Origin of the sequence: Enterococcus sp. 1001283B150225_161107_E12, assembly GCF_015556925.1 — a bacterium.
Classification (GTDB): Bacteria; Bacillota; Bacilli; order Lactobacillales; family Enterococcaceae; genus Enterococcus_B; species Enterococcus_B mundtii.
Window position 1 is genome coordinate 237,901 of the sequence record NZ_JADNNI010000003.1, and the last position, 23,020, is coordinate 260,920.

At 37.9% G+C, this 23,020-nt stretch carries 27 protein-coding genes and 1 other RNA gene; 22 read left to right on the forward strand and 6 right to left on the reverse strand.

From position 1 onward, the window contains the following. The first annotated feature begins 6 nt into the window (after window positions 1–6). From budA to I2F89_RS04220, 9 genes are all read left to right on the forward strand, one after another. Window positions 7–714 (forward strand): acetolactate decarboxylase, encoded by a 708-nt coding sequence (gene budA, locus I2F89_RS04175; protein WP_195513552.1) that lies wholly within the window; start codon window positions 7–9, stop codon window positions 712–714. Window positions 715–798: 84 nt separating this feature from the next. Next, window positions 799–1,287 carry a GAF domain-containing protein gene (locus I2F89_RS04180; RefSeq protein WP_115357904.1) on the forward strand — a complete coding sequence of 163 codons (489 nt, stop codon included), beginning with the start codon at window positions 799–801 and terminating at the stop codon, window positions 1,285–1,287. Window positions 1,288–1,427: 140 nt separating this feature from the next. Continuing rightward, window positions 1,428–1,691 (forward strand): hypothetical protein, encoded by a 264-nt coding sequence (locus tag I2F89_RS04185; RefSeq protein WP_066025247.1) that lies wholly within the window; start codon window positions 1,428–1,430, stop codon window positions 1,689–1,691. A 285-nt stretch (window positions 1,692–1,976) separates the two neighbouring features. Further along, the gene (locus I2F89_RS04190) at window positions 1,977–2,381 is read left to right on the forward strand and encodes a MarR family winged helix-turn-helix transcriptional regulator (protein ID WP_019724433.1); all 405 of its coding nucleotides are present in this window, start codon (window positions 1,977–1,979) and stop codon (window positions 2,379–2,381) included. 31 nt (window positions 2,382–2,412) lie between these two features. After that, window positions 2,413–3,051, forward strand: a complete 639-nt coding sequence (locus tag I2F89_RS04195) for a nitroreductase family protein (RefSeq protein ID WP_010735080.1) — start codon at window positions 2,413–2,415, stop codon at window positions 3,049–3,051. A 21-nt stretch (window positions 3,052–3,072) separates the two neighbouring features. Next, entirely contained in the window at window positions 3,073–3,360 is a 288-nt protein-coding gene (locus I2F89_RS04200) for a putative quinol monooxygenase (RefSeq protein ID WP_023519920.1), read from the forward strand. Window positions 3,361–3,587: 227 nt separating this feature from the next. After that, window positions 3,588–3,955: a transfer-messenger RNA gene (gene ssrA, locus I2F89_RS04205) on the forward strand. Between the two features lie 476 nt (window positions 3,956–4,431). Continuing rightward, entirely contained in the window at window positions 4,432–5,445 is a 1,014-nt protein-coding gene (locus I2F89_RS04215; RefSeq protein ID WP_074800866.1) for an Abi family protein, read from the forward strand. A 570-nt stretch (window positions 5,446–6,015) separates the two neighbouring features. Continuing rightward, window positions 6,016–6,744: a response regulator transcription factor gene (locus I2F89_RS04220; protein ID WP_066025248.1), complete on the forward strand. Its 729-nt coding sequence runs from the start codon at window positions 6,016–6,018 to the stop codon at window positions 6,742–6,744. On the opposite strand, the gene citG is transcribed toward I2F89_RS04220, so the two are convergent. The 3 genes from citG to I2F89_RS04235 form a co-directional block, all read right to left on the reverse strand. Continuing rightward, on the reverse strand, window positions 6,699–7,595 hold the full coding sequence (gene citG / locus I2F89_RS04225) for a triphosphoribosyl-dephospho-CoA synthase CitG (protein WP_161641969.1): 897 nt from the start codon (window positions 7,593–7,595) through the stop codon (window positions 6,699–6,701). The two genes, I2F89_RS04220 and citG, sit on opposite strands and share 46 nt — an antisense overlap. After that, on the reverse strand, window positions 7,588–8,283 hold the full coding sequence (locus I2F89_RS04230; protein WP_019724391.1) for a GntR family transcriptional regulator: 696 nt from the start codon (window positions 8,281–8,283) through the stop codon (window positions 7,588–7,590). The genes citG and I2F89_RS04230 overlap by 8 nt, the downstream gene beginning before the upstream one ends. A 200-nt stretch (window positions 8,284–8,483) precedes the next feature. Beyond that, window positions 8,484–9,830 carry a CitMHS family transporter gene (locus tag I2F89_RS04235; RefSeq protein ID WP_071866828.1) on the reverse strand — a complete coding sequence of 449 codons (1,347 nt, stop codon included), beginning with the start codon at window positions 9,828–9,830 and terminating at the stop codon, window positions 8,484–8,486. 399 nt (window positions 9,831–10,229) lie between these two features. On the opposite strand from I2F89_RS04235, the gene I2F89_RS04240 reads away from it, so the two are divergent. From I2F89_RS04240 to I2F89_RS04280, 10 genes are all read left to right on the forward strand, one after another. Then, complete coding sequence (locus tag I2F89_RS04240) at window positions 10,230–10,550, forward strand: hypothetical protein (RefSeq protein ID WP_086334848.1); 321 nt, start codon at window positions 10,230–10,232, stop codon at window positions 10,548–10,550. Between the two features lie 19 nt (window positions 10,551–10,569). Next, entirely contained in the window at window positions 10,570–10,965 is a 396-nt protein-coding gene (locus tag I2F89_RS04245; protein WP_074800862.1) for an acetyl-CoA carboxylase biotin carboxyl carrier protein subunit, read from the forward strand. Window positions 10,966–11,038: 73 nt separating this feature from the next. After that, the gene (locus tag I2F89_RS04250) at window positions 11,039–12,154 is read left to right on the forward strand and encodes a sodium ion-translocating decarboxylase subunit beta (protein ID WP_195513555.1); all 1,116 of its coding nucleotides are present in this window, start codon (window positions 11,039–11,041) and stop codon (window positions 12,152–12,154) included. Window positions 12,155–12,170: 16 nt separating this feature from the next. After that, window positions 12,171–12,296, forward strand: a complete 126-nt coding sequence (locus tag I2F89_RS15610; RefSeq protein WP_086334846.1) for an OadG-related small transporter subunit — start codon at window positions 12,171–12,173, stop codon at window positions 12,294–12,296. A gap of 16 nt (window positions 12,297–12,312) precedes the next feature. After that, complete coding sequence (gene citC, locus I2F89_RS04255; protein ID WP_195513556.1) at window positions 12,313–13,323, forward strand: [citrate (pro-3S)-lyase] ligase; 1,011 nt, start codon at window positions 12,313–12,315, stop codon at window positions 13,321–13,323. Next, entirely contained in the window at window positions 13,320–13,628 is a 309-nt protein-coding gene (gene citD, locus I2F89_RS04260; RefSeq protein WP_195513571.1) for a citrate lyase acyl carrier protein, read from the forward strand. The genes citC and citD overlap by 4 nt, the downstream gene beginning before the upstream one ends. Then, entirely contained in the window at window positions 13,616–14,503 is an 888-nt protein-coding gene (gene citE, locus I2F89_RS04265; RefSeq protein ID WP_195513581.1) for a citrate (pro-3S)-lyase subunit beta, read from the forward strand. Before citD ends, citE begins: the two co-directional genes overlap by 13 nt. A 2-nt stretch (window positions 14,504–14,505) precedes the next feature. After that, window positions 14,506–16,038 carry a citrate lyase subunit alpha gene (citF, locus tag I2F89_RS04270; RefSeq protein WP_071866822.1) on the forward strand — a complete coding sequence of 511 codons (1,533 nt, stop codon included), beginning with the start codon at window positions 14,506–14,508 and terminating at the stop codon, window positions 16,036–16,038. Then, entirely contained in the window at window positions 16,031–16,570 is a 540-nt protein-coding gene (citX, locus tag I2F89_RS04275) for a citrate lyase holo-[acyl-carrier protein] synthase (RefSeq protein ID WP_081367430.1), read from the forward strand. The genes citF and citX overlap by 8 nt, the downstream gene beginning before the upstream one ends. Continuing rightward, complete coding sequence (locus tag I2F89_RS04280) at window positions 16,571–17,965, forward strand: oxaloacetate decarboxylase subunit alpha (RefSeq protein WP_195513583.1); 1,395 nt, start codon at window positions 16,571–16,573, stop codon at window positions 17,963–17,965. A 293-nt stretch (window positions 17,966–18,258) separates the two neighbouring features. Here the strand turns inward: I2F89_RS04280 and I2F89_RS04285 are convergent, their stop codons facing one another. Continuing rightward, window positions 18,259–19,032 (reverse strand): Cof-type HAD-IIB family hydrolase, encoded by a 774-nt coding sequence (locus I2F89_RS04285; RefSeq protein ID WP_019724436.1) that lies wholly within the window; start codon window positions 19,030–19,032, stop codon window positions 18,259–18,261. 142 nt (window positions 19,033–19,174) lie between these two features. Between I2F89_RS04285 and I2F89_RS04290 the strand changes: the two genes are divergently transcribed. From I2F89_RS04290 to I2F89_RS04300, 3 genes are read left to right on the forward strand one after another with little or no spacing between them, the layout of a single operon-like run. Further along, window positions 19,175–19,525 (forward strand): SdpI family protein, encoded by a 351-nt coding sequence (locus I2F89_RS04290; RefSeq protein ID WP_034687740.1) that lies wholly within the window; start codon window positions 19,175–19,177, stop codon window positions 19,523–19,525. After that, complete coding sequence (locus I2F89_RS04295; RefSeq protein ID WP_010735098.1) at window positions 19,506–20,222, forward strand: response regulator transcription factor; 717 nt, start codon at window positions 19,506–19,508, stop codon at window positions 20,220–20,222. Before I2F89_RS04290 ends, I2F89_RS04295 begins: the two co-directional genes overlap by 20 nt. Further along, complete coding sequence (locus tag I2F89_RS04300; RefSeq protein WP_019722958.1) at window positions 20,222–21,664, forward strand: sensor histidine kinase; 1,443 nt, start codon at window positions 20,222–20,224, stop codon at window positions 21,662–21,664. The genes I2F89_RS04295 and I2F89_RS04300 overlap by 1 nt, the downstream gene beginning before the upstream one ends. Window positions 21,665–21,742: 78 nt before the next feature. Here I2F89_RS04300 and I2F89_RS04305 read toward each other — a convergent pair whose 3' ends face one another. After that, on the reverse strand, window positions 21,743–22,255 hold the full coding sequence (locus tag I2F89_RS04305) for a hypothetical protein (protein ID WP_074800839.1): 513 nt from the start codon (window positions 22,253–22,255) through the stop codon (window positions 21,743–21,745). Then, window positions 22,242–22,970 carry a hypothetical protein gene (locus tag I2F89_RS04310; RefSeq protein WP_019722957.1) on the reverse strand — a complete coding sequence of 243 codons (729 nt, stop codon included), beginning with the start codon at window positions 22,968–22,970 and terminating at the stop codon, window positions 22,242–22,244. Before I2F89_RS04310 ends, I2F89_RS04305 begins: the two co-directional genes overlap by 14 nt. Window positions 22,971–23,020 lie beyond the last annotated feature (50 nt).

Here is a 23,020-nt window from a genome sequence, read left to right on the forward strand (position 1 = left end):
GTTCAGATGACAGAGAAAGTATTATATCAACATGGTACATTAGGTGCGCTAATGGCGGGACTGATGGACGGTACAACTTCCATCGCTGAGGTCTTAAAGTACGGTACACTAGGTCTTGGAACATTGCATGGGTTAGACGGCGAAGTGATATTTTTAGACGGTGAAGCCTATCAAGGTAGATCAGATGGCGCATTGATCCATTTGTCCGGAGAAGAGTCCACTCCTTATGCAGCAATCACTGCATTTTCAGTGGATCGTTCATTTGCAGTCAAACAGCTATCTAGCGAAGCATTAAAAGAACAAATCCTGAAGGACGAAGCAGGGGAAAATCTCTTTTTAGCTGTCAAGATCAGCGGTTTATTTAAAGATATGCATATCCGGATCATGCCGAAACAAGAGAAACCATACCGACGCTTAGCGAAGATCTCAGAATCCCAGCCAGAGTTCCATCGATCAGATATTCAAGGGACAATTGTTGGGTTTTATACACCGGAATTATTTCAAGGGGTGGCTGCTGCAGGCTTCCATTTGCATTTTATTGACGATGAGAAAACATTTGGAGGGCATATCCTTGATTTTGATGTGTCGCAAGGAACAGTAGAAATCAGTCAAATGGAATCTTTGATGCAACATTTTCCGACAAATGATCCGACTTTTATCCAAAATGAAATCGACTATGCAGATCTAGCTGCTGAAATCGAGCAAGCAGAATGATCTAGTCATTAAGAATGAAAAACAAATCATGGCATTGCTCCTTGAACTAGGCTATAATTTTGGGCATAGAAGGAGTGAGTTTGGATGTTATGGACAGAAAAAGAAAAAAGAGATGCTTATGAAATTTTGCTACTCCAACAAAAAGGACTTTTAGAAGCAGAAGATAACTGGTTAGCCAATTTAGCTAATTCCTCTGCATTATTGAATGAAACATTACCTCAAACAGTCTTTGCCGGCTATTATTTATATGATGGACAAGAATTGATTTTAGGTCCTTTCCAAGGTAGAGTATCATGTACCCGTATCAAAATGGGAAAAGGTGTGTGTGGCGAAGCAGCAGAAAAGCAAAAAACATTGATCGTTGCGAATGTGAAAACCCATGAAAATTATATTTCATGTGATTCAGCCGCACAATCTGAAATCGTAGTGCCAATGATCAAAGAAGGCCAATTGATCGGAGTACTTGATATCGATTGTGGTGTGACCGAGGGCTACGATGCTTTAGATCAAGAATTTTTGGAACGATATGTTGAGTTATTGTTAGGTGATTTTCCTGTAAATGTTATGAAATAAAGTGAAAAAGAGTTGAAAAAAGGTGTTTGATCACTTTTTTTCAACTTTTTTTAAATTTATTTAATATTTTTGTTTTCATAATCTAATTTTAATGTTATTATCATTTTATGAAATATTAAAGAACAAGAGGAGAATGAGTTATGACAAGCGAAACAATCGTTTTAGGACAAAAATATGTATGCCATCCAATCGGCATCAAAAATAAAGTAGTCGGAGAAGTAATTGGAAAATTAGAAAACTGTGTGATTATGAGTGTAGAGGAATATGATCGTACAGATCACTTAGATATTCTAGAGAAATGTGGGAAAGTTGTCGCAAAATATACAGATATCTTTGAGTTGAGTCCCGTTGAACAAGTCTTTCAGTCACCAACCAAGCTTTACACACAAGCAATGGTATCTTAAAGTGATGAATACGACTATCGCCTATCAGGAAGTCTGATTTGAATAAGCTATTGTTAATTATCAGACTTCCTTTAATTTGCATACATAATAGAAGCAATTGAGCATTCATACATAATCGTCAAGAAATAGAATACTCGAATACAGACAGTTGAAGAAGGGGCAAGTTAAAAGGGAAAATAACTTTTAACTTGCTTCTTTTTCTTTTTACTTTACAAAAGGAAGTAAATGATTTATATTGTTGACAAGTCAATAATTGATTAGTCAACGATAGTAGGAGGCAACAGTATGGAGCTGAGAAAGTTAAGTCAATTGCTTTATCAGATAAAAATCATCAGTCAAGAAGGAACAGCTTTATTTGAAAAGGAAACTGGATTTAGTTTAACGAGGTACGAGATCTTGATGTTCTTACAAGAAAATGGGGAATGTTTGCAAAATAAGTTACAGAGCGATTTAAAAATCGATTTGGCAGCTATTTCACGTCATCTAAAGATATTAGAACAAAAAGGATATGTGATCAGAAAAAGAAATGAGAACAATAATCGTGAAGTATTCGTTTCTTTGTCCGATAAAGCAGTGAATGAATTGACCGAGTGTGAAAAAAATCATCAAGAATCAGATGACTCCCTGTGTGTTTCGCTATCAGATGAAGAAATCGATCAACTGACTAAATTACTAGATAAATTATACTAAAAATCAAAATGAAGAAAGAAGCGGTTAAGTAATGAATAAAACTCTAGCAAACAATGATTTTTCTGATATCGTCTTTGGCAGAAAATCAATCCGTGTGTACGACGAAAATGTGAAAATCCCTCATGAAGAAATGTTGGAAATGATCCAAGAAGCAACAACAGCACCATCTTCTGTGAATCTACAACCTTGGCGCTTTGTAGTAGTTGAAAGCGAAGAAGCAAAAGCAAAATTGAAACCATTGATCCGTTTCAACACAAAACAAAATGATACTTCATCTGCCATGGTCTTGATTTTTGGTGATATGAATTGCTACGAATACGGAGAAGAAATTTATGATCAAGCTGTAGAAGAAGGTAAAATGCCAGCAGAAGTTCGTGACGAACAACTAGCAGCGATCATTCCTTATTACAAAAATTTCACACGTGAACAAATGAATGACGTAGTGAAAATCGATTCAAGCTTAGCAGCTATGCAATTTATGTTAACTGCACGTAGCCATGGGTATGATACAAATCCAATCGGCGGATTTGAAGCAGACCAATTAGCAGAAGCTTTCGATTTGGACAAAGAACGTTACGTACCTGTAATGATCTTGTCAGTTGGTAAAGCGGTCGATCAAGGCTACGAATCTGTTCGTTTAGCTTCAGAAAAAATCACTTCTTTCAAATAGAAAGAAAAAGGAGACGGACGAATGATCATCATCAATGCAAAATTCACTATCAAAGAAGCAAAGCGCGCTGAATTTTTAGAAGAAGCGACACAATTGATCGAAGCGACTAGAAAAGAAGACGGCTGCTTGAGTTATCAATTGTATGAGTCAACGGAACAAGTAAATGTCTTTGTGATGGTTGAAAATTGGCGGGATGAACAAGCAATCGAAGGACATAACCAAAGTCCATTGTTGCAACAATTGTTCAAAAACATGCCTGAATATGCAGAAAAAGAAACAGAATTGAATGTCGCGAAAACACTTGCTTAAAACAATTCGCTGAAACGTTCTTTTGCGATCGAAGCAGCTAAAGTAGAATGAACGTTCACTTTAAGAGGGAGCAAGAAAAGTCTAATGTCTATTTATCCCTTAGACCTTTCTTGTTTCCCTCAAGAAGTGAAGCATCTACTTGAAAAGCAATCAACCATATTGAAAAAAAACTACATATGTGGTATATTATGTAAGTATCTTGAAAATACCGTAACCCATTTTATTAAGGGGACGTTACGGATTCGACAGGCACAGTTCGAGCTTGAATTGCGTTTCGTAGGTTACGTCTACGCTAAAACGTTACAGTTAAATATAACTGCTAAAAACGAAAACAACTCTTACGCTTTAGCTGCCTAAAAACAGTTAGCGTAGATCCTCTCGGCATCGCCCATGTGCTCGAGTAAGGGTCCTAACTTTAGTGGGATACGTTTCAACTTTCCGTCTGTAAGTTGAAAAAGAGAACATCAGACTAGCGATACAGAATGCCTGTCACTCGGCAAGCTGTAAAGCGAACCTCTAAATGAGTTGACTATGAACGTAGATTTTTAAGTGGCGATGTGTTTGGACGCGGGTTCGACTCCCGCCGTCTCCATTCGGAGAAATCATATAAGTAGCAAAAACACTGTTGTACCAACGATTGTACAGTGTTTTTGCTACATTTTTTTTGTTTTGAATACGTTTTTGAATACGTTCAGTTCATTGCTAGATAGTTGGCAAAGTTAACTGCCGTCTCATCACGCTTTTCTGGAGAAACATGAGTATAGATATTCATAGTCGTTTGGATATCCCAATGACCTAAGCGAGATTGGACGTTCTTATATGTTTTGCTGGTTTCGATAATGAAGAACATCAGGATTTTTATTTTAAGTATTAAGTATTGACTATTCCAACTAAATAGAAAAAATTCTTGTGCTAAAACATTAGTATGAAAAAATCTATCTATCTATTGATTTGATCAAATTGCTATGATATATTTTATTTAACGAAGGGCGCGATGCCTAGGAAAATAGTCCCATTTCATATTTTTTATGGATTGGGGCTATTTTTCTATCATTTTGAAGGGATAATAATATGGGAGAAAAAATTTTTTTATCTTTGGAAGAACAAATAAAAAAACTTGAGTCTCGGAAACTTAGTTTTAGGAATGATGAAGAAAGGAAAGAGGCAATATATGCATTGCAAAATAATTCATATTATTCACTAGTTAACGGATATAAAGATTTTTTCAGTATTATAGATAAAAATGGGGAAGATGATTATCAATACGTACTATTTGTAGATTTAAGAGATACATATGATTTTGATAAAGAACTTTCAGCATTGATTTTTAAATACTTATTGAGAATTGAAGATTCTATTAAAGCTATATTTTCATACCATATTGGCAAACATTATGGACATAAAAACCATGATTATCTTGATCGAAAAAAATATAGAAAAGGTAGTTTTGTAAAAAAAGAACAAAAATACGAAATTGAGATTTTATTAGAAAAATTAAATCGAACTATTGATAGGGAAAGAGATTTACAGATAAAGCATTATTCCAATATGTATGGCTATGTACCACCATGGGTATTGGCGGGTTGTTTATCTATGGATACTCTTATGTATTGGTATAAGCTATCTGATAGACAAATAAAAGAGCAAACCGTTAAAACTATGATGTATGATTTCAGCCAGTACCCGTTTTACCACATAACTGATATAGAAGAAAATCTGGAATTCTTTGTAAATCTAACTACAATCATAAAAGAATACAGGAATCGTGCTGCACACAGTAATAGAATCATTAATCATCGCTCTAGACACAATATCAAAATCCATCTTTTAGAGTTATACGCACTTGAAAGAAAAGAAATTAGAAGCTTATATACAAAGGGTATATTAAAAAATGATATCTCTTCTTTATTCGTTACTATAGCCATTATGTTATCAAAGAGAAATACAATTAGGAACAACTTCATAAGAGAACTTAAGGCGCTATTTTATAATTTTAAATTAGCTAATCCCAATCTATATACGAGAGTAACGAGTAAGGTTAGGCTTGATTACGATTTTTCAGAACTATTAAGAGATATAATTTAATTTTTAAAAGTTTTTTGTATGAGTATTTCAGGACATTTTTACCGTTCTTTCTTATAATATGCTATGTTTTTTAAAACTCTTGATTAAAGTGACTTCAGCAGTAACATTCAAATCTGTATTAGAATTATCTTGTGTACATAATTAAAACATATTAAAAAAATGAGCAAAATATTCCATTGCATACTCTATCCACAATTATAAGTATCTTTCTTTTTTAAAGGATTTTTCTTTCAAAGTTTTTTCTGAGGACAAATTGTACTTTTCTTAATAATAGATATTTATAGTTAGTCATACTATAAAGCTGTAAAAAAAAATTCTATAAAAATTTTCACTAGGTTTAACTATCATAAAAAATAGTAAAAACAAATTATTATATGAAGCGACGTCTATATGGAGTAAATAAAAATGTTTTTTTATTGTATTTTCTTTTTTTTGAGACGAGAAATCATCGTTTCTGTGCGTATAATAGCGCTGAAGAATAAATTGTGATATTATGATCAATTGCTTTTTTTAATTGAATAAGTAAATTACAGTTTTAACCTATGGATGTTCTGGGCAGGAGGAAAGAAAATGAGAAGTGAAAAGATATTGGCGATTGATGAAGATCTAACATTTAGAAGAATGATTTGGAAGGCCTTACAACCAGCTGGGGTTTTGATCTATCAAAGTGATTCCGTTGAAAAAACACTGGATATCATGTCTAGAGTGACTTTTGATCTCTATCTCTTAGATATTCGCTTGGCTCATCAAACAGATGGCTACCATATTGTGCAACTCATCCGAGAGCAAGACAGTCTTTCTCCCATCGTTTTTTTTACCGAACAACAAAATGAGATTGAAATTATCACTGGATTGGAGATGGGAGCAGATTATTACATCACTAAACCATTCAATCCGACACTGCTAAAGGCGCAAGTTCTCGCTATTTTGGACAGACACAAGGTACTTAAAGAACAAACCACCAACTGTAAAAAAAATAAAATCATCATAGGTGATTTTTGCTTTGACAAAGCGCTCTATCGTTTATATAAAAAAGGCAGATCGATTGAGTTGTCTTCAAAAAAAATCAAGCTGATGCAATTCTTTATAGAAAATCCCGAACAGGTTTTTTCAAAGGAACAAATTTATCAAAGTGTTTGGAATGACAGTGAGCTGGATGCCAATACCATTATGGTTTTTATCAATCACTTACGAAACAAAATCGAAGATGATCCAAAAAATGTCCAGTACCTCAGAACGGTTAGAGGACTTGGTTATATTTTCTTACCCTCTGGTAAAGAAAGTAATCCTTCTAATTGAGCGAAAAAAATACCTAATGAAAGTAAATCTGCTGCACCACCAGGGCTTAAATTGCGTTTGGTCAATCGTTGATCATAGATTGTTAATTCATCAAGTAGCTGCTTCCATGGGAGCTTTGCTTGATGAATTTTTTTTGTTTCTTGTTGTACTTTTTGCCACTCCTGAATACCGCCTCGGTGAAGTATATTCCCGTCTTCGATTTCGCTCATCAATAAAACCAAGGCACGTAGAAAGACTTCATCGGGCGCATGATAGTTTGCTGAACGTAAGTAAGGGAGAAGAATGGAAGTAAGGCTGGGATAACACTGAGCAGCCTCGCCACGAATACCTGAAATACCATGTGTCAAAAAAAGCTCTTCCCCATGTGTACGGTGTGTTTTCCGCGCTAAGTCGTGAAAATCCTCTTTGATCAAATCATGTGTCAGTTCTCCTGTAAAATCTAGTATTTGCTCCGTCTGTTTGGCGTTTAATGGAAGTCTTTGGATAAAACACTGTTGCATGTGCCAACCGATCGCGCCCAAGATGACTGCAAACGAAAAATTCGCTCCTTTATGTGTATTGATATCATTCGTTGCGACAAGCATTGCTTGTTCTGCTTGATACCCCATGCTTCTTAGTTTTTTAAATAATGATTTCGTATTCCCTTTATGAGTAAAACCTGCTTCGATATATTCTTGGAAAAAAGGTGTTAACGTTTCGATACTTATTTGAAAGGTTTGAAAATCCATATCATTATGCGCGCCATTTGAAATAGGATCGACTAGTCCTGGTTTTGGACTTAATGCTACTTCGTAAAACAAAGCGTGCTGTGCAGCCTGTGCGATCGTACCTATCAGTGTATGATTAGTCAATTTTTCTACGCTCCATTTCAGCTAAAATAAATTGTAATGAACGATCTAAATGCTCGTGGGTGATCAAGGTGATTTGTTCTGCGTTTTTTGTTTGCATTCCGCGATAGATCAGCCAATGTTCTTCAAGAGCTTTATCTCTCCGTCTGGATGAACGAATGGCGATATCGCGAAAATAAACGAGGTAAGCTTGTAACTCTAAGACAATAGATTTTAAACGGAGCATTTGGCTTTTCTCGTAAATAAACGTATTGAAGTCTGAAAAATTTTGCAAGACTTTTTCTGTTTGATCTGCTTGATTATAGCTTTCGCCTCGTAATAATAGTTCTTTCAGCTCAATGAAATCTTCTTTTGTCATCTGATTCATTGCTTTGATCGTGGCAAGTGTATCTAAAGATTTACGGATATCATAGATTTCGTAAGCATCTTTTATGCGAATACCTTTGACGACGATGCCGATCTTAGGCACGTGTTCAACTAATTTTTCATTGACTAATTGCTTCATTGCTAAGCGAATGGGTGTGCGACTGATATTCAATTCTTCCGCTAAGACTTTTTCATTGATTCGTGTATTTGCAGGAATATCACCAAGAATGATCGTTTTACGAAACGCTTCATAAATAAGTGCATTCAATGTTTTATTTTGAGTTAGATCCAAATTTTTTCGTAATGCTTCAACCACTTGTTTCATTTTTTTCTCCCCATTTCTACTTAGACATTCAGTTTCTGTTCTAAGTTTATCATGCTTTCCAACCCTCAAGAGAACGAACCAAAAAATATGTCAATAGCAGTTAAAACGGCTCCTTCACTTTGGCAGAACGTGAAAATTAGTATTCCAATAATGAAGGAGCCGTTCGTTTAGTTAGTCACTCTTGTTGGTACGATTGGTTTTTATTGTGGGATGTAAAATGGCATATGTCCAAAAAGAATAATTGTGACGACAAAAATAGTAAAAATACCCAAGGCATATTTTCCAGCTTCTCGTTGCCATTTCCCCATATCCAATCCGGTCAAACGTAACAAAAGATAGATAAAAGCGACTAAAGGGCTGAGCAAATGGAAGGCTTGACCCATCAAAGAGGCGAGAGCCATTTGCATATTTGTAAAGCCATAGGCATGACCGGCTTCTGCTAAAACGGGTAATACACCGAAATAAAAACCGTCATTTGAAATAAAGAAAGTACCTGGCGCTGAAATCAAGGCGATAACTAAGCCCCAGAATCCTGCTAGTTGTTTTGGAATAAGATAAGTAAAGCTATTCGCGAGTGCTTCAGCCATACCGGAACCTTGGAAAAGCCCCATGAAAACTCCCGCTGCAAAAACTAAAATCACGACTTGCACCGCATCGCCGCCATTTGCACCAATACGTGCGGATTGATCTTTTAGATTAGGGTAGTTGACCATTAAGGCAATACATGTTCCTACTAAAAATAATAAAAGAGGTGGCAAGGCAATCGAAGAGATAAACGAGCTAGCAACTAACCAAGCAATCAACACGATCGTTAGTACACCGTTGAATACAAAATTTTTAGGACAGCGTATTTTTGCCGTTTCAGGATCAGTGATTTTAGTGATTTCTTCAATTTCCTCATTTGATAATTGGGTAATACCTAAACGGTCACGTTCTTGTTTTCCCATCCGGCGTGCAACGAAAAAGATGACATAAAGCAAAGACAAGATCATTCCAGGAGCTAAGTAAGACAAGATATCCGCATCGACTTCCAATACTGCCATCGCTCGAGCGGTCGGTCCACCCCAAGGTAATAGGTTCATGATGGTATTTTGAAGAATGATCAATACCCCTAAGTTCATCATTTTCATGTTTAATTTTTTATAGATAGGAATAAAAGCAGAACAGCAAATCAACGTAGTCGTTGTCCCATCGCCATTCAGCGAAACGGTTGCGGCAACGATCGCAGTTGCCATTAAAACTTTCATTGGATCGCCTTTGGCAAAATAAATCATTTTTTTAGTGATTGGATCAAATAGACCAGCGTCTAACATGATTGAAAAATATAAAATGGCAAATAATAGCATGATTCCTGTATTTGAAGTTGTTTTGATGCCTTCTAATACAAAATCGCCAATATTTCCTTTCTTTGAAGCACCAGAAATCATTGCAACTAAGGTAAATAAAAGTGGAATAACCACAAGGGAAGTAAACGGGGACATTTTCTTTTTCATGATGACATACATGAAGATAATAATCATTGCATAAGATAAAACGGTTAATAACATACGCTTCTCCTTTTCTGATTGTATTGTTTGTAAGCGGTATCAAAATTAGGTGGGTAGAAAACCATTCTAAGGACAGAAAGAGTTGTGTTTTTCTAAAATTGACGCCTCCTTGACGACTTTAGGATAAGCAATATTTTAATGGGAAGATAGATGAAGGGAGAAAAAAGAACATAAAAAAAACAATTTGGTCTACCTAATCTTATCGAAGGCTTAATAGTACCTTAACAGAACATTAATTCGTTGGGAAAAGCTTTTATATCAGTGTTTGTATTGTTTTTTTTGCCTGATTCAAGAAAAAGAAACAACAAAAAAACAATCTTCTATCAGTTTGGAAAACATAATTGATTGAATCATCCTATAATAAAAATAAGGACAGAAAAGAAGAAAGGAGCAAGAAAGATGTGGCTGTTTACCAAACGAACAAATAAGCAACAACCAGCAGTGGAGCCCACCCCCTCAGTAGTAGAAGGGAACAAAGAAAAGAAGGATAAATTGAAATCGGTTCCTGCATATATTGATGCTGCGCCAGCTGATGTTCAGCTTGTCAGTGTGATAGCTGCAAGTTTAGCAGCAGAATATGATCCGGAGAGTCGATTCATCATCAAAAAAATCAAACAGAGAAATCCGGAAGCAATTTTGGTTTCACTGATTGCTACAGGTGTAGCAGCGGGAACCAATCCAAATAGTCAGTTTATTATACGAAAAATAGCTAAAAAATAAATGCTTTGGAGGAGAAAAAATGTTACGGAAATTCAAAATCTCAATTGACGGAAAAGAATATTTAGTGGAAATGGAAGAAATCGGTGGAACCTCGCAAGCAAATCCAGTTCCAACACCAGAACGATCTGCACCAGTTGAAGTGGTCGCACCAGCAGACGTTTCAACAACTGTACCAGAAACGAAATCCTCAGTCGAAGCGGGAGCGGATGCGATGACTTCGCCGATGCCAGGCACGATTTCTCGTCTGTTAGTTACAGTTGGGGAGGTAGTGGAAATCAATCAGCCTTTGATGATTTTAGAAGCGATGAAAATGGAAAATGAAATCGTTGCTGGAAGAGCTGGTCAAGTGACTGGTATCCATATCAGTCAAGGAGAAATGGTGAATCCTGGTGATCCGCTCATCACGATCAGTTAAATGTTCGCTTTGAAAACAGAGTCGTTTTGGCGATTCTTAATATTCAATATTAAGTAAAAAGGAAGTGAGAGGTGTGGAAACACTTATTGAAGGAGTTATCGGCATGGGACAAGAGCCGGGACGGATCGTGATGATGGTGATTGGCGGAGTCCTCATGTACCTTGGGATAAAAAAAGAATATGAACCAACGTTACTCGTACCGATGGGGTTAGGGACGATTTTAGTCAATTTCCCTAATTCAGGGGTGCTGAGTGCCGGTGGTGAGGCCGGCGCATTCCAAATTTTGTTTGATATGGGGATTACGACGGAGCTATTTCCGCTCTTATTATTTATTGGTATTGGCGCAATGATCGATTTCGGCCCATTGTTACAAAATCCATTTTTATTACTCTTTGGAGCCGCCGCACAATTTGGTATTTTCTTTACGATCATCGTAGCGATCCTATTAGGTTTTGACTTGAATGATGCAGCTTCTATTGGCATCATCGGGGCAGCAGATGGACCAACTTCCATTTTTGTCGCGAACACGTTGAATTCGAAATATATGGGTGCCATCATGGTTGCTGCCTATTCGTATATGGCGCTCGTGCCAATCATTCAGCCAGTTGCGATCAAAGCTGTGACGACTAAAAAAGAGCGACGTATTCGAATGAATTATCGTGCAGGGGAAGTGTCGCAAACAGCAAAAATCCTTTTTCCGTTAGTTATTTCAGTCGTCGCTGGTTTGATTGCCCCTGTTTCTTTGCCACTTGTTGGCTTCTTGATGTTTGGGAACTTGTTACGAGAATGTGGGGTATTAGATCGTTTGTCGATCACTGCTCAGAATGAGTTAGTCAATCTCATCAGCATATTATTAGGGATCGCCATTTCGGTCAAAATGCAGTATGAAGAATTTTTACAGATCGATACGTTGATGGTTATCGGTCTAGGACTGGTTGCGTTCATTATGGACTCGATCGGTGGAGTATTATTTGCTAAATTATTAAATTTATTCCGAAAAAAGAAAATCAATCCAATGATCGGAGCAGCAGGAATCTCTGCTTTTCCAATGTCTAGTCGCGTCATTCAGAAAATGGCAACAGAAGAAGACCCACAGAACTTTATTTTGATGCACGCAGCTGGAGCCAATGTATCTGGTCAGATTGCTTCAGTGATTGCCGGTGGCTTATTGCTCGCCTTATTAGTATAAGAAAGGAGAATAAACGATGTCAGCAGATTTAATCAAATCTCTTGAACTACTAGTTTTAGGATGGGGTGGCGTGTTCGTTGTTATCTTGATCATTTATCTCGCATCAATGCTACTCAGTCGCTTGTTTCCAGTAAGAAAATAAAAAGAAGGTCTGGTACATGTATACAATCAAAAGATTATGGGTGGAAAAGGATGCTCAAGTCTATCGACAATGGATGGAGTTGATCGAAAAATCCGGTCTCACACTGAATGAAAAAGTTGACTATACCGTTGGGATCTATCAAGAAGAGTGGCTGATTGCAACCGGTTCTTATGAGCGAAATATTTTAAAATATTTAGCTGTTGCGAAAGATTTCCAATCAGAAAATTTATTGACGAAGATCATTCAGCAATTAATTGATCATTTATCTGAAGAAAACAAAAGGCATTTCTTTGTCTACACAAGTCCTAGTAATCACCCGATTTTTCATGCCATGGGATTTAAAGAGATCATTGCCACTGAAACCATATTGTTTATGGAACAAGGTACACCTGACTTTCAAGAATATCTTGCCATGTTGAAGGCAAAAAAGAAAAAAGGCACAGGCTGTGGCATTGTGATGAATGCCAATCCTTTTACAAAAGGACATCAGTATTTGGTAGAATGTGCAGCCAAACAAGCAGACCAAGTCTATCTTTTTATCCTTTCAGAAGATCGTTCAGAATTTTCCTTTTCCGATCGTTTAGAGATGGTCAAGCAAGGGGTCGCGCATGTAAAAAATGTCACGATTTTGCCGACAGAAGATTATCTGATTTCTTCCGCCACATTTCCTGCCTATTTTTTAAAGGAACATGCTACAGAAGAAGCGGCAAAAGCGCAAGGTACTTTGGATGCGCACCTTTTTAAAGAAAAAATTGCACCGATACTTGCAATTGAAAGTCGATTTGTCGGTGAAGAACCGTACTCTAAGGTAACTGAAATCTATAATGAAACGTTGAAAAAGGTATTTGGAGAATCGCTTTCTTTGATTGTCCTACCGCGAAAATGTATCAAAAACGAAGCAATCAGTGCAACAAAAGTCCGAAAAGCCTTACAAGAAGATGACGTGCAGACATTACAAGCGTATTTGCCTGCTTCGACTTATCACTATATCAAAAATCATAAACGTAATAGAGGTGACAGGAAGTGAAAATTTATCAAAGTGCAGTGGCTGGAACAATTGAATCCAGTGATATCATGATCACGATCGATCCAAAGATAGAAAAAGGGATTGAACTTTCCTTGACAAGCAATGTCGAAAAACAATTTGGTCACCAAATCAGAAAAGTCATTATGGACACCCTACAACAGTTGGGCATTGAAGCAGCCAAAGTAACAGCTGTCGATAAAGGTGCGCTTGATTGCACGATCCAGGCAAGGACAATTACAGCAGTCCATCGAGCTGGAAAGCAAAATCGCTATGATTGGAAGGAGATCAATTCATGGAACGTTTAAGGAGAACGATGATGTTTGTACCTGGTGCAAATGCAGCGATGCTGAGAGATGCACCATTATACGGTGCAGATTCACTCATGTTTGATTTGGAAGATGCCATATCTTTAAAAGAAAAAGATTCGGCACGTTTACTTGTTCATTTGGCATTAAAAACATTTGACTATAGCAAAGTAGAAACGGTCGTTCGAATCAACGCATTGACGGCTGGGGGTGACCAAGACATAGAAGCAATGGTATTAGCAGGGATCGATGTCATTCGCTTGCCAAAAACAGAAACCGCACAAGACATCATCGAGGTCGATCAGGTCATCACTTTAGTGGAAGAAACCTATCAAATCCCAGTGGGAACCACAAAAATGATGGCAGCGATCGAATCTGCAGAAGGGGTATTGAATGCAAGAGAAATCGCTAAAGCTTCCAAACGGTTAGTTGGCATCGCGTTAGGTGCCGAAGATTATGTGACCAATATGAAAACCCAACGATATCCCGATGGACAAGAATTGTCTTTTGCTCGAAATATGATCCTTCATTCCGCCCGAGCTGCTGGTATTGCAGCAATCGATACTGTCTATTCAGATGTTGAAAATGTTAAGGGATTTCAAGCAGAAGTCCGTCTGATCAAACAACTAGGCTTTGATGGGAAATCAGTGATCAACCCACGTCAGATTCCATTAGTCCATGCTCTTTATGAACCAACAGAAAAAGAGATCCAAGCAGCGAAAGAAGTGATCTGGGGCATCCAAGAAGCAGAAGCAAAAGGTTCAGGCGTGATTTCTGTGAATGGCAAGATGGTGGATAAACCAATCGTCGAGCGAGCAGAAAGAGTGATTGCTCTTGCCAAAGCGGCGAAGTTGATCCGAGAGGAGGAGATCTAGAAATGGATGTAAATAAAGTTGGTAAAGAGATTCCACAATCAGCAACAGTTGCTCACCGTTTGTACGAAGGTGAGTTGGTCCATATTGAACCATTCAAAGAAGCCAGTAGAAATATCCATCCTGTCCGTCCAAATGAGAAAAAAATAGTGGGAAGTCTCAAAGAAGCCATTGAAAAGACAGGGCTGAAAGATGGAATGACGATTTCTTTTCATCATCATTTCCGTGAAGGAGACTTTGTACTTAATAAGGTCATGGAAGAGATTGCCTCGTTAGGAATCAAAGATATCACGATCGCACCAAGTTCAATCGCAAACGTCCATGAACCTTTGATTGATCACATAAAAAATGGTGTTGTGACAGGAATTACCACGAGTGGTTTGCGGGATAAAGTAGGTGCAGCGATTTCGCAAGGAATCATGGAAAAACCAGTAATCATTCGTTCCCATGGTGGACGAGCGCGAGCGATTGCATCCGGTGATCTGCATATTGATGTCGCTTTTTTAGGGGCGACAAGTTCGGATGAATATGGAAATGCCAATGGAACCACTGGAAAAGCCATTTGCGGATCACTAGGTTATGCCATGGTCGATGCAAAATATGCGGATCAAGTGGTCATCCTCACAGATACATTAGTTTCTTTTCCTAATATCCCAATCAGTATTGCACAGACGGATGTCGATTATGTTGTAGAAGTGGAAGCGATAGGTGATCCCGAAGGCATTGCAAAAGGTGCGACACGCTTTACTAAAAATCCTAAAGAACTTTTGATCGCAGAGTATGCAGCAAAAGTCATCACTCATTCTCCCTATTATCAACAGGGATTCTCCTTTCAAACTGGTACAGGTGGTGCGGCACTGGCTGTTACTCGCTTTTTGCGGGAAGCAATGTTGAAAGACCAAATGACAGCTAGTTTTGTATTAGGTGGAATTACAAATGCGATGGTGGAATTACTGGAGGAAGGTTTAGTAGAAAAGATTATCGATGTCCAGGATTTCGATCATTTATCTGCGATTTCTTTAGGCGAAAACAACCAACATTATGAAATAGATGCAAGTATGTATGCTTCTCCAGCAAGTAAAGGTGCTATGGTGAATCAGTTAGATACAGCCATTTTGTCTGCGTTAGAAATCGATACGGATTACAATGTCAATGTCATGACTGGTTCAGATGGAGTGATTCGTGGAGCTGTTGGCGGACATCCAGATACAAGTATGGGTTGTAAAATGAGCCTGGTGATCACGCCACTCGTTCGTGGACGGATACCCACTGTTGTTGATCATGTCAATACGGTTGTGACTCCCGGAACCAGCATTGATGTCTTAGTTACGGAAGTAGGTATCGCCATCAATCCTCAACGTCAAGATCTGATCGAGTATTTCAAGGGTGTAGATATACCTCAATATACGATTGACGAGCTTAAACAAAAAGCATATGCCATCGTTGGTGAACCTTCAGCCATCCAGTATGGCGAAAAGATCGTTGCCTTGGTGGAATATCGTGATGGCACACTGATCGATGTGGTCAAAAATGTGTAGCAAATTATTCGATGGACCGACTGTGACGCATGAAGAAATCCTTATCGCAAGAGAGGCACGTGCCAACAGACAGAGGAAATTATTGGAAGCAAATCCGCAGCATGTATTGCTTTCAACAACTATGAATATACCAGGTCCTGTCAAAACGTCAGAAGAAATCGCACAAGTCTTTCACGTAGTGGTCGAAGCTATAGAAGAATGTGTTTCAGAGGTCACTCCATTGGTCCAGTTGTATCGTAAGAAAAAAACAGGTTACGAGTATTTTTTGCTTCTTCCTTTAAGAAAAGAACGACTAAAAAAGCGCATGATCGAACTCGAAGAAACTTGCCCCTATGGTCGATTAGTCGATCTTGATGTACTTTTTTGGGAAGAAGGAAAGATTCAGCAGTTGAGTCGTGAGATGCTGGGATATAACCAACGGACATGTTACGTGTGTAAAGAAGTAGCCAAAGTTTGTAGTCGCGAACAGAAACATTCCCTTCAAATAATACGCACACATATCCAGCAACTCGTTGAGAAAGGAAGGAAATAAATGGCAAAAAAAATCCAAATGATGGAAACCGTTTTGCGTGATGGGCAACAAAGCTTGATTGCTACAAGAATGACTACAGCAGACATGTTGCCAATCTTGAAAACGATGGATGAAGCAGGCTACCATTCATTAGAGATGTGGGGTGGCGCTACCTTTGATGCGTGCTTACGTTTCTTAAATGAAGATCCATGGGAGCGTTTGCGTATGATTCGTTCACAAGTCAAACAAACAAAGCTACAAATGTTACTTCGAGGACAAAACCTCCTTGGTTATAAAAATTATGCAGATGACGTAGTCAAAGAATTTGTCGAGAAATCGATCAAGAACGGCATTGATAGTATTCGTGTGTTTGACGCATTGAATGATGTCCGAAATTTACAGACTGCTATTGTGACAGCTAAAGAAGCTGGTGGCCATTGCCAAACAGCTATTTCTTATACGACGAGTGAGATCCATACGATCGATTATTTTGTGAGGTTAGCAAAAGAAATGGCGGATACTGGAGCAGATTCGTTATGTATCAAAGATATGGCGGGCGTATTGACCCCGCAAACTGGTTACGAATTGATCAGTCGAATCAAAGATGCTGTTCCATTACCATTAGAAGTCCATACTCATGCAACAAGTGGGATCGCTGAAATGACCTATTTAAAAGCGGTTGAAGCAGGGGCGGACATCATCGATACGGCTATCTCTTCTTTTGCGGGTGGAACGAGTCAACCTGCAACTGAATCAATGGCTTTGGTGCTTGAAGAACTGGGCTATGATACAGGGCTAGATATGAAAAAAGTGACAGAAATAGCAGAATACTTCAATCCGATCAGAGATCGTTTTAGAGATGAAGAGATGTTGAATCCTAAAGTCAAGGACATTGAACCTAAAACATTGATTTATCAAGTGCCCGGCGGTATGTTATCTAATTTATTAAGTCAGTTGACGGAACAAGGATTACAAGATAGATATGAAGAAGTATTAGCAGAAGTGCCAAAAGTTCGAGCAGATCTTGGCTTTCCGCCACTCGTTACTCCGTTATCCCAAATGGTAGGAACGCAAGCGCTGATGAATGTACTCTCTGGTGAGCGATATAAGCTCGTCCCAACTGAAATCAAAGAATACGTCCGTGGACTGTATGGCCGTTCTCCAGCACCAATCGCTGAAGCCATCCAACAAAAAATCATAGGCGATGAACAAGTGATCCAAGAGCGACCCGCAGATTTACTAGCACCTCAATTGCCGCTACTCAAAAAAGAAATCAGTGAGTATGCAAAATCACTAGAAGATCTTTTAAGCTATGCGTTATTCCCACAGCAAGCCAAAGATTTCTTAGGACGTCGCGAAGACCGATTTTATGACGTACCACTGCAAACGGTTGAAGTGATGATAGACATGAACTGATGTCAAAACAAGGATTCGGTTTTTAGCCGCGGTTGAGAGATAGTAAAATAAAGGTGGATATTTGTCATTTTAGAGAAGTTGACTAGATAAAATTCCCTACTCATGGACTTAGGGGCGATGTCTGAATCCTCAGTCTTGGGCGAGATTAACAATAAAAAAGGAACTGCGTGAACAGTCCCTTTGGAAAGCGCCGCTAAAAACGGCGCCAAAAATTTCATTCGGTATAGTAGAAATAGTCGTCCTCTGTTAAAGTGACGGCTATTTCGTTTTGTCATGTTTAAGCAGCTCCACAATCAAATCAATTCAAAATGCTTCAATGCGTGAACGATCCCGCCTTCGGTATTTTTCTTCGTAATGAAGGTTGCAAGTTCTTTTAACTCATCGTAAGCATTGCCCATCGCGATTTTGTGATCACAAGCTTCAAGTAAGGCAAAATCGTTCGGCCCGTCACCAAAACCAAAAGTTGGGACATTCTCTAATTTTAATGTTTCTTTTAAGCGTTTGACCCCTGCACCTTTTGAAATACCTTTTCTGACCGTATCGATCGAATAGGGACTATTGCGGTAAAAAGTCATGTCTGGGAAACGTTCATGATAATATTCATCCCCTGATTCTGAAAGGATCAGCAGCATATTGATCGGATGATCCTGAAAAGCGGAAGGATCGATTGGTGGAACATCTGAATGGATAAAGCCATAAGCTTTTCTCATCGTCTCTGTGTGATGAGTACTCCAAATGTTCTCTCTATTATAAAAACAAAGGGCATGACCTTGCTCTTCGATATGGTCACGCATTTTTTGACATTCTTCTTTAGAAAAGCGTACAGAATAAATTTCTTCTCCCTCTACGCTAATGCAAGAACCATTCATTGTTACAGCGGAAGTAATACCCGCATCACGCATGATTTGTTTGATTTCCATTTCTGTCCGTCCAGTAGCGATAACAGGTAGGATATCATTCTCTTTTAATGCTTGGATTGCTGCGGCGATCTCAGGAGTTATTTTAGAATGTCCATCTAATAAAGTTCCATCGAGATCGAAAAATGTGATTGCTTGATAGTTTGTCACAAATAAAACTCCTTTTTCATTTGACTATCTTTATCTTATCAAAGAATGAACAAAAGACAAACGTTTCGTGAAGAATTACTGAACTTATTGGTTCAGCAACCATTTTAGAGTATACTATAGACAGAGATTGGAGAGTGAAATCATGATTTTTTTAACAGTTGGTCTTTTTTTGACCTTGATAGGGCTCTTATTTTTAATTTTGCCTTCTAAAGGTAATTTACCTTTCTATGGTTATCATTCAGAACGTGCTACAAGATCCGACGAACATTGGCGGATTGCCCAACGAACAAGCGGAAAATATTTCTTGATTTTTGGATTATTGATGACCTTGATCGGCTACGGATTAAAAATCACAGGACATACCAATTTTTTTATTATTGAAATGTTACTCTTAGTGTTTCCGATCATGCCGATTTTTATATTAACAGAAAAAAAATTACAAACTTACGATTTGATAAATGGAGGAGACGAGCATGAACATTTTAATGATTGAAGATAATCAATCCGTATCTGAAATGATGCAGATGTTTTTTTTGAATGAAGGATGGGAAGCAACCTTCAAATACGACGGAAAAGAAGGATTAGATGCGTTTTTAGAGAATCCACAACATTGGGATATGGTCACGTTGGATCTTAATCTTCCGACAATGGATGGCATGATGGTTGGACGAGAAATCCGAAAAGTTTCTAGTACGGTACCAATCATCATGTTGACCGCCCGAGATTCTGAAAGTGATCAAGTGATCGGTTTAGAAATGGGAGCTGATGACTATGTCACTAAACCTTTTAGTCCCTTGACGTTGATTGCACGTATGAAGGCATTACACCGTCGTAGCGAATTGGTAGAAACAAAAGAAGAAAATCCATTATCTGATCAAAATTTTGACATCCAAACCGATCACTTCAAGATGAATACGAAAACGCGTGAAGCCTACTTGAATAACCAACCGATCGATGGATTGACACCAAAAGAATTTGATCTTTTATTTACATTAGCAAAAAAACCAAGACAAGTGTTTTCAAGAGAACAGTTATTGGAACTAGTGTGGGATTATCAATACTTTGGTGATGAACGAACCGTCGACGCCCATATCAAAAAACTGCGTCAAAAAATCGAGAAAGTAGGACCACAAGTGATCCAGACCGTTTGGGGAGTAGGCTATAAATTTGATGATTCAGGTGTTGCCTGATGCGCTATTTATACCAACAATTACTGGCTTTTTGTGGGATGATCGCCATGATCATCTTGATCGTCGGTATTTCTTTTACGCAATTGACCAAGCAGACGATCGAAGAAAATAATTACCAACAACTTTTTGGTTATGCCGAGTCGGTGGAGAAAACGACCCAAACCTTTGCGGATACGTTTCCTCAATTCAATCAGGATCAAGCATTCCAAAATGCGTTGGAACTGACTGAACAAGTATTAACCGAACAAAATGTCAATTTTATCTTTATTGATAAATATGAGCGAGTGATCTATCCAACGGCTGGGGTTTACTTGAATTTTACGATTACAGCCGATCAATGGGAAAGTTTGAGAAGCGGTCGCCAAGTCAAGTTTACTTCAAATAAAAATATCTCAGGAGAGAATCAAGCCACTTCCTATGCATTGGTTCCTTTCAACTTGAATCATGAGTTTTATGGGGGATTAGTTGTCAGCCAACCAGCCAGAAACATCGACAATAGCGTGCGATCAGTCACCTTGAATCTCTTCAAAGGCTTCATCTTCTCAAGTATCATTGCGATCATCGCAAGCTATGCCTTTGCGGCTTTCCAAGTCAAACGGATCAATCGTTTGAGAAATGCTACAAAAGAAGTCACGAATGGCAACTTCGATGTGCAATTACCTGTAAATGACAAAGATGAGTTTGACGAATTAGCAGACGATTTCAATAAGATGACCAACTCACTGAAAGAATCACGAGCAGAAATCGAGGAACAAGAGAATCGGCGCAGACAATTCATGGCAGATGCTTCCCATGAAATGCGGACCCCTTTAACAACCATCAATGGCTTGTTAGAAGGCTTAGAATATAATGCCATCCCAGAAAACCAACGAGAAAATGCCATCAAACTGATGAAAAATGAAACCGAACGTTTGATTCGTCTAGTCAATGAGAATTTAGATTATGAAAAAATCAGAACGAATCAAATCAGCATGGTCATCAAAAAATTTGATGGGACAGAAACGTTAAAAAATATTGTCGCCCAATTGGAAGCAAAAGCAGAAGCTGCGGGTAATCAATTGATTTTAGAAGCACCTGAACAATTAGACGTATACGCTGATTATGATCGGTTTGTACAGATCATGGTCAACATTATTCAAAATGCGATCCAATTCACTGAAAATGGAACGATCACAGTCACATTAGAAAAAGGGTATCTTGAAACGATCATCAAAGTGACCGATACCGGTATTGGTATGTCAGAACAACAAATGAAAAGTATATGGGATCGCTATTACAAAGTTGATCCATCTAGAAAAAATACAAAATATGGCGAATCCGGCTTAGGGTTACCAATCGTTCAACAATTAGTGCGATTACACAAAGGAAAACTCGACGTAACAAGCGAGTTAGGAAAAGGAACGACATTTACTGTAAAATTACCAGATGTTGAAATCGAATGATAACTAAATCAAAAACCGTTAAAACAAGATGTTTCTCTTGTTTTAACGGTTTTTTTGATGGAGAGCAACAAGCACAAGTCAACTCGCTTCTTTACAATCAGTGACATATGGACTTTCGGCAATGGAAAGATCATGAGTCAACAATAAGATCGAAAAAGAATGATCGTTGACTAAATCGCAAAGATTTGTCAAAAGATCTTGAATTTCGATAATGGACAAATCATCAATAGGGTCTTCAATGATCAGTTTATTTTTATCTGCAAGGATCGCATGCATCAGTTGTAATTTGATTCTTTCAAACGTGCTCAATTCACTTACTGATTTTTTGAGCAACGAGGAATCAATCATTAGCTTAGCTTGCGCTTGTTCCTGTTTGGCTTTTTTTTGTTTTTCGGGGATGTCCAAAAATACTTGTTCTTTTAAATTAAGGTAAGGAAAGAACGGCCAATTTTTTTGAACGATCATCAGATCTGTTCGTTCTGAAGCAAGGAGTTGTGCTTTGATCTCTGTGAAAATCACCTGTTGTTCGGCTTTCGAACCGATCAGAACGGTAAAACCGCTAAATGATATCAGTGAATCATGTTGGTTCATCAATGATCAGCTTCTTTCTTTTTAAAAGTCGATTTGAAATCATGAAAAGACAGGTACTAAGTAATGTGCTAATACTAACTAAACAAATGATCGTCTGTCCGATCCCTTTTAAGGTATCTACTAAAAAGTTATCGCTAAAAAAGTCGATCATAAAAAAACTATTTTGGTCAATCGAGATCGATAAACCATTTCCAGATGAAAAGACACTTGGTAAATTCGGTAGTTCGAAGAAATCTAATAGAGCCAAATTGATTTTTTGGAGTAAAGCTTGATAGCCATTTTGGAAAGCAAAAACGATCAAAAGAACGCCAAGACAACTCAGGACTAATGGAATCAAGGATTGCCAAAAAACAAAGAAGAACATTTTTGGTTTGGAAAGACCCGCTAATCGCCAATTGATGATTTCCATGCGATGACGATAGAGTGAGAGTAAAAAGAAAAAAAAGAAACACAAGGCAAACAGTGCCAGTATGCAACTGATCACAACCAGATAGGCTTGTTGAAGCGTTTCTGATGAAGGTAAGTTCTCTTTGACATCAGAAGCGTCAAATATCAACACCCGATCTTGGATTTGTTTGTGTAAAGTGGTTTGTAGATTATATAAGTTAAAGCTGATCAATAATAGAAAAGCAGAAAAGCTTGAAAACAAAGTATATAGAAATGTTTGTTTTTTGTAATAAAGTAATCGTGCGGTAGAATAACGGATCATATTCATACTTTTCACCTCAAGAATAGTATAAAAAATGAATATGAATAAAGTATGAA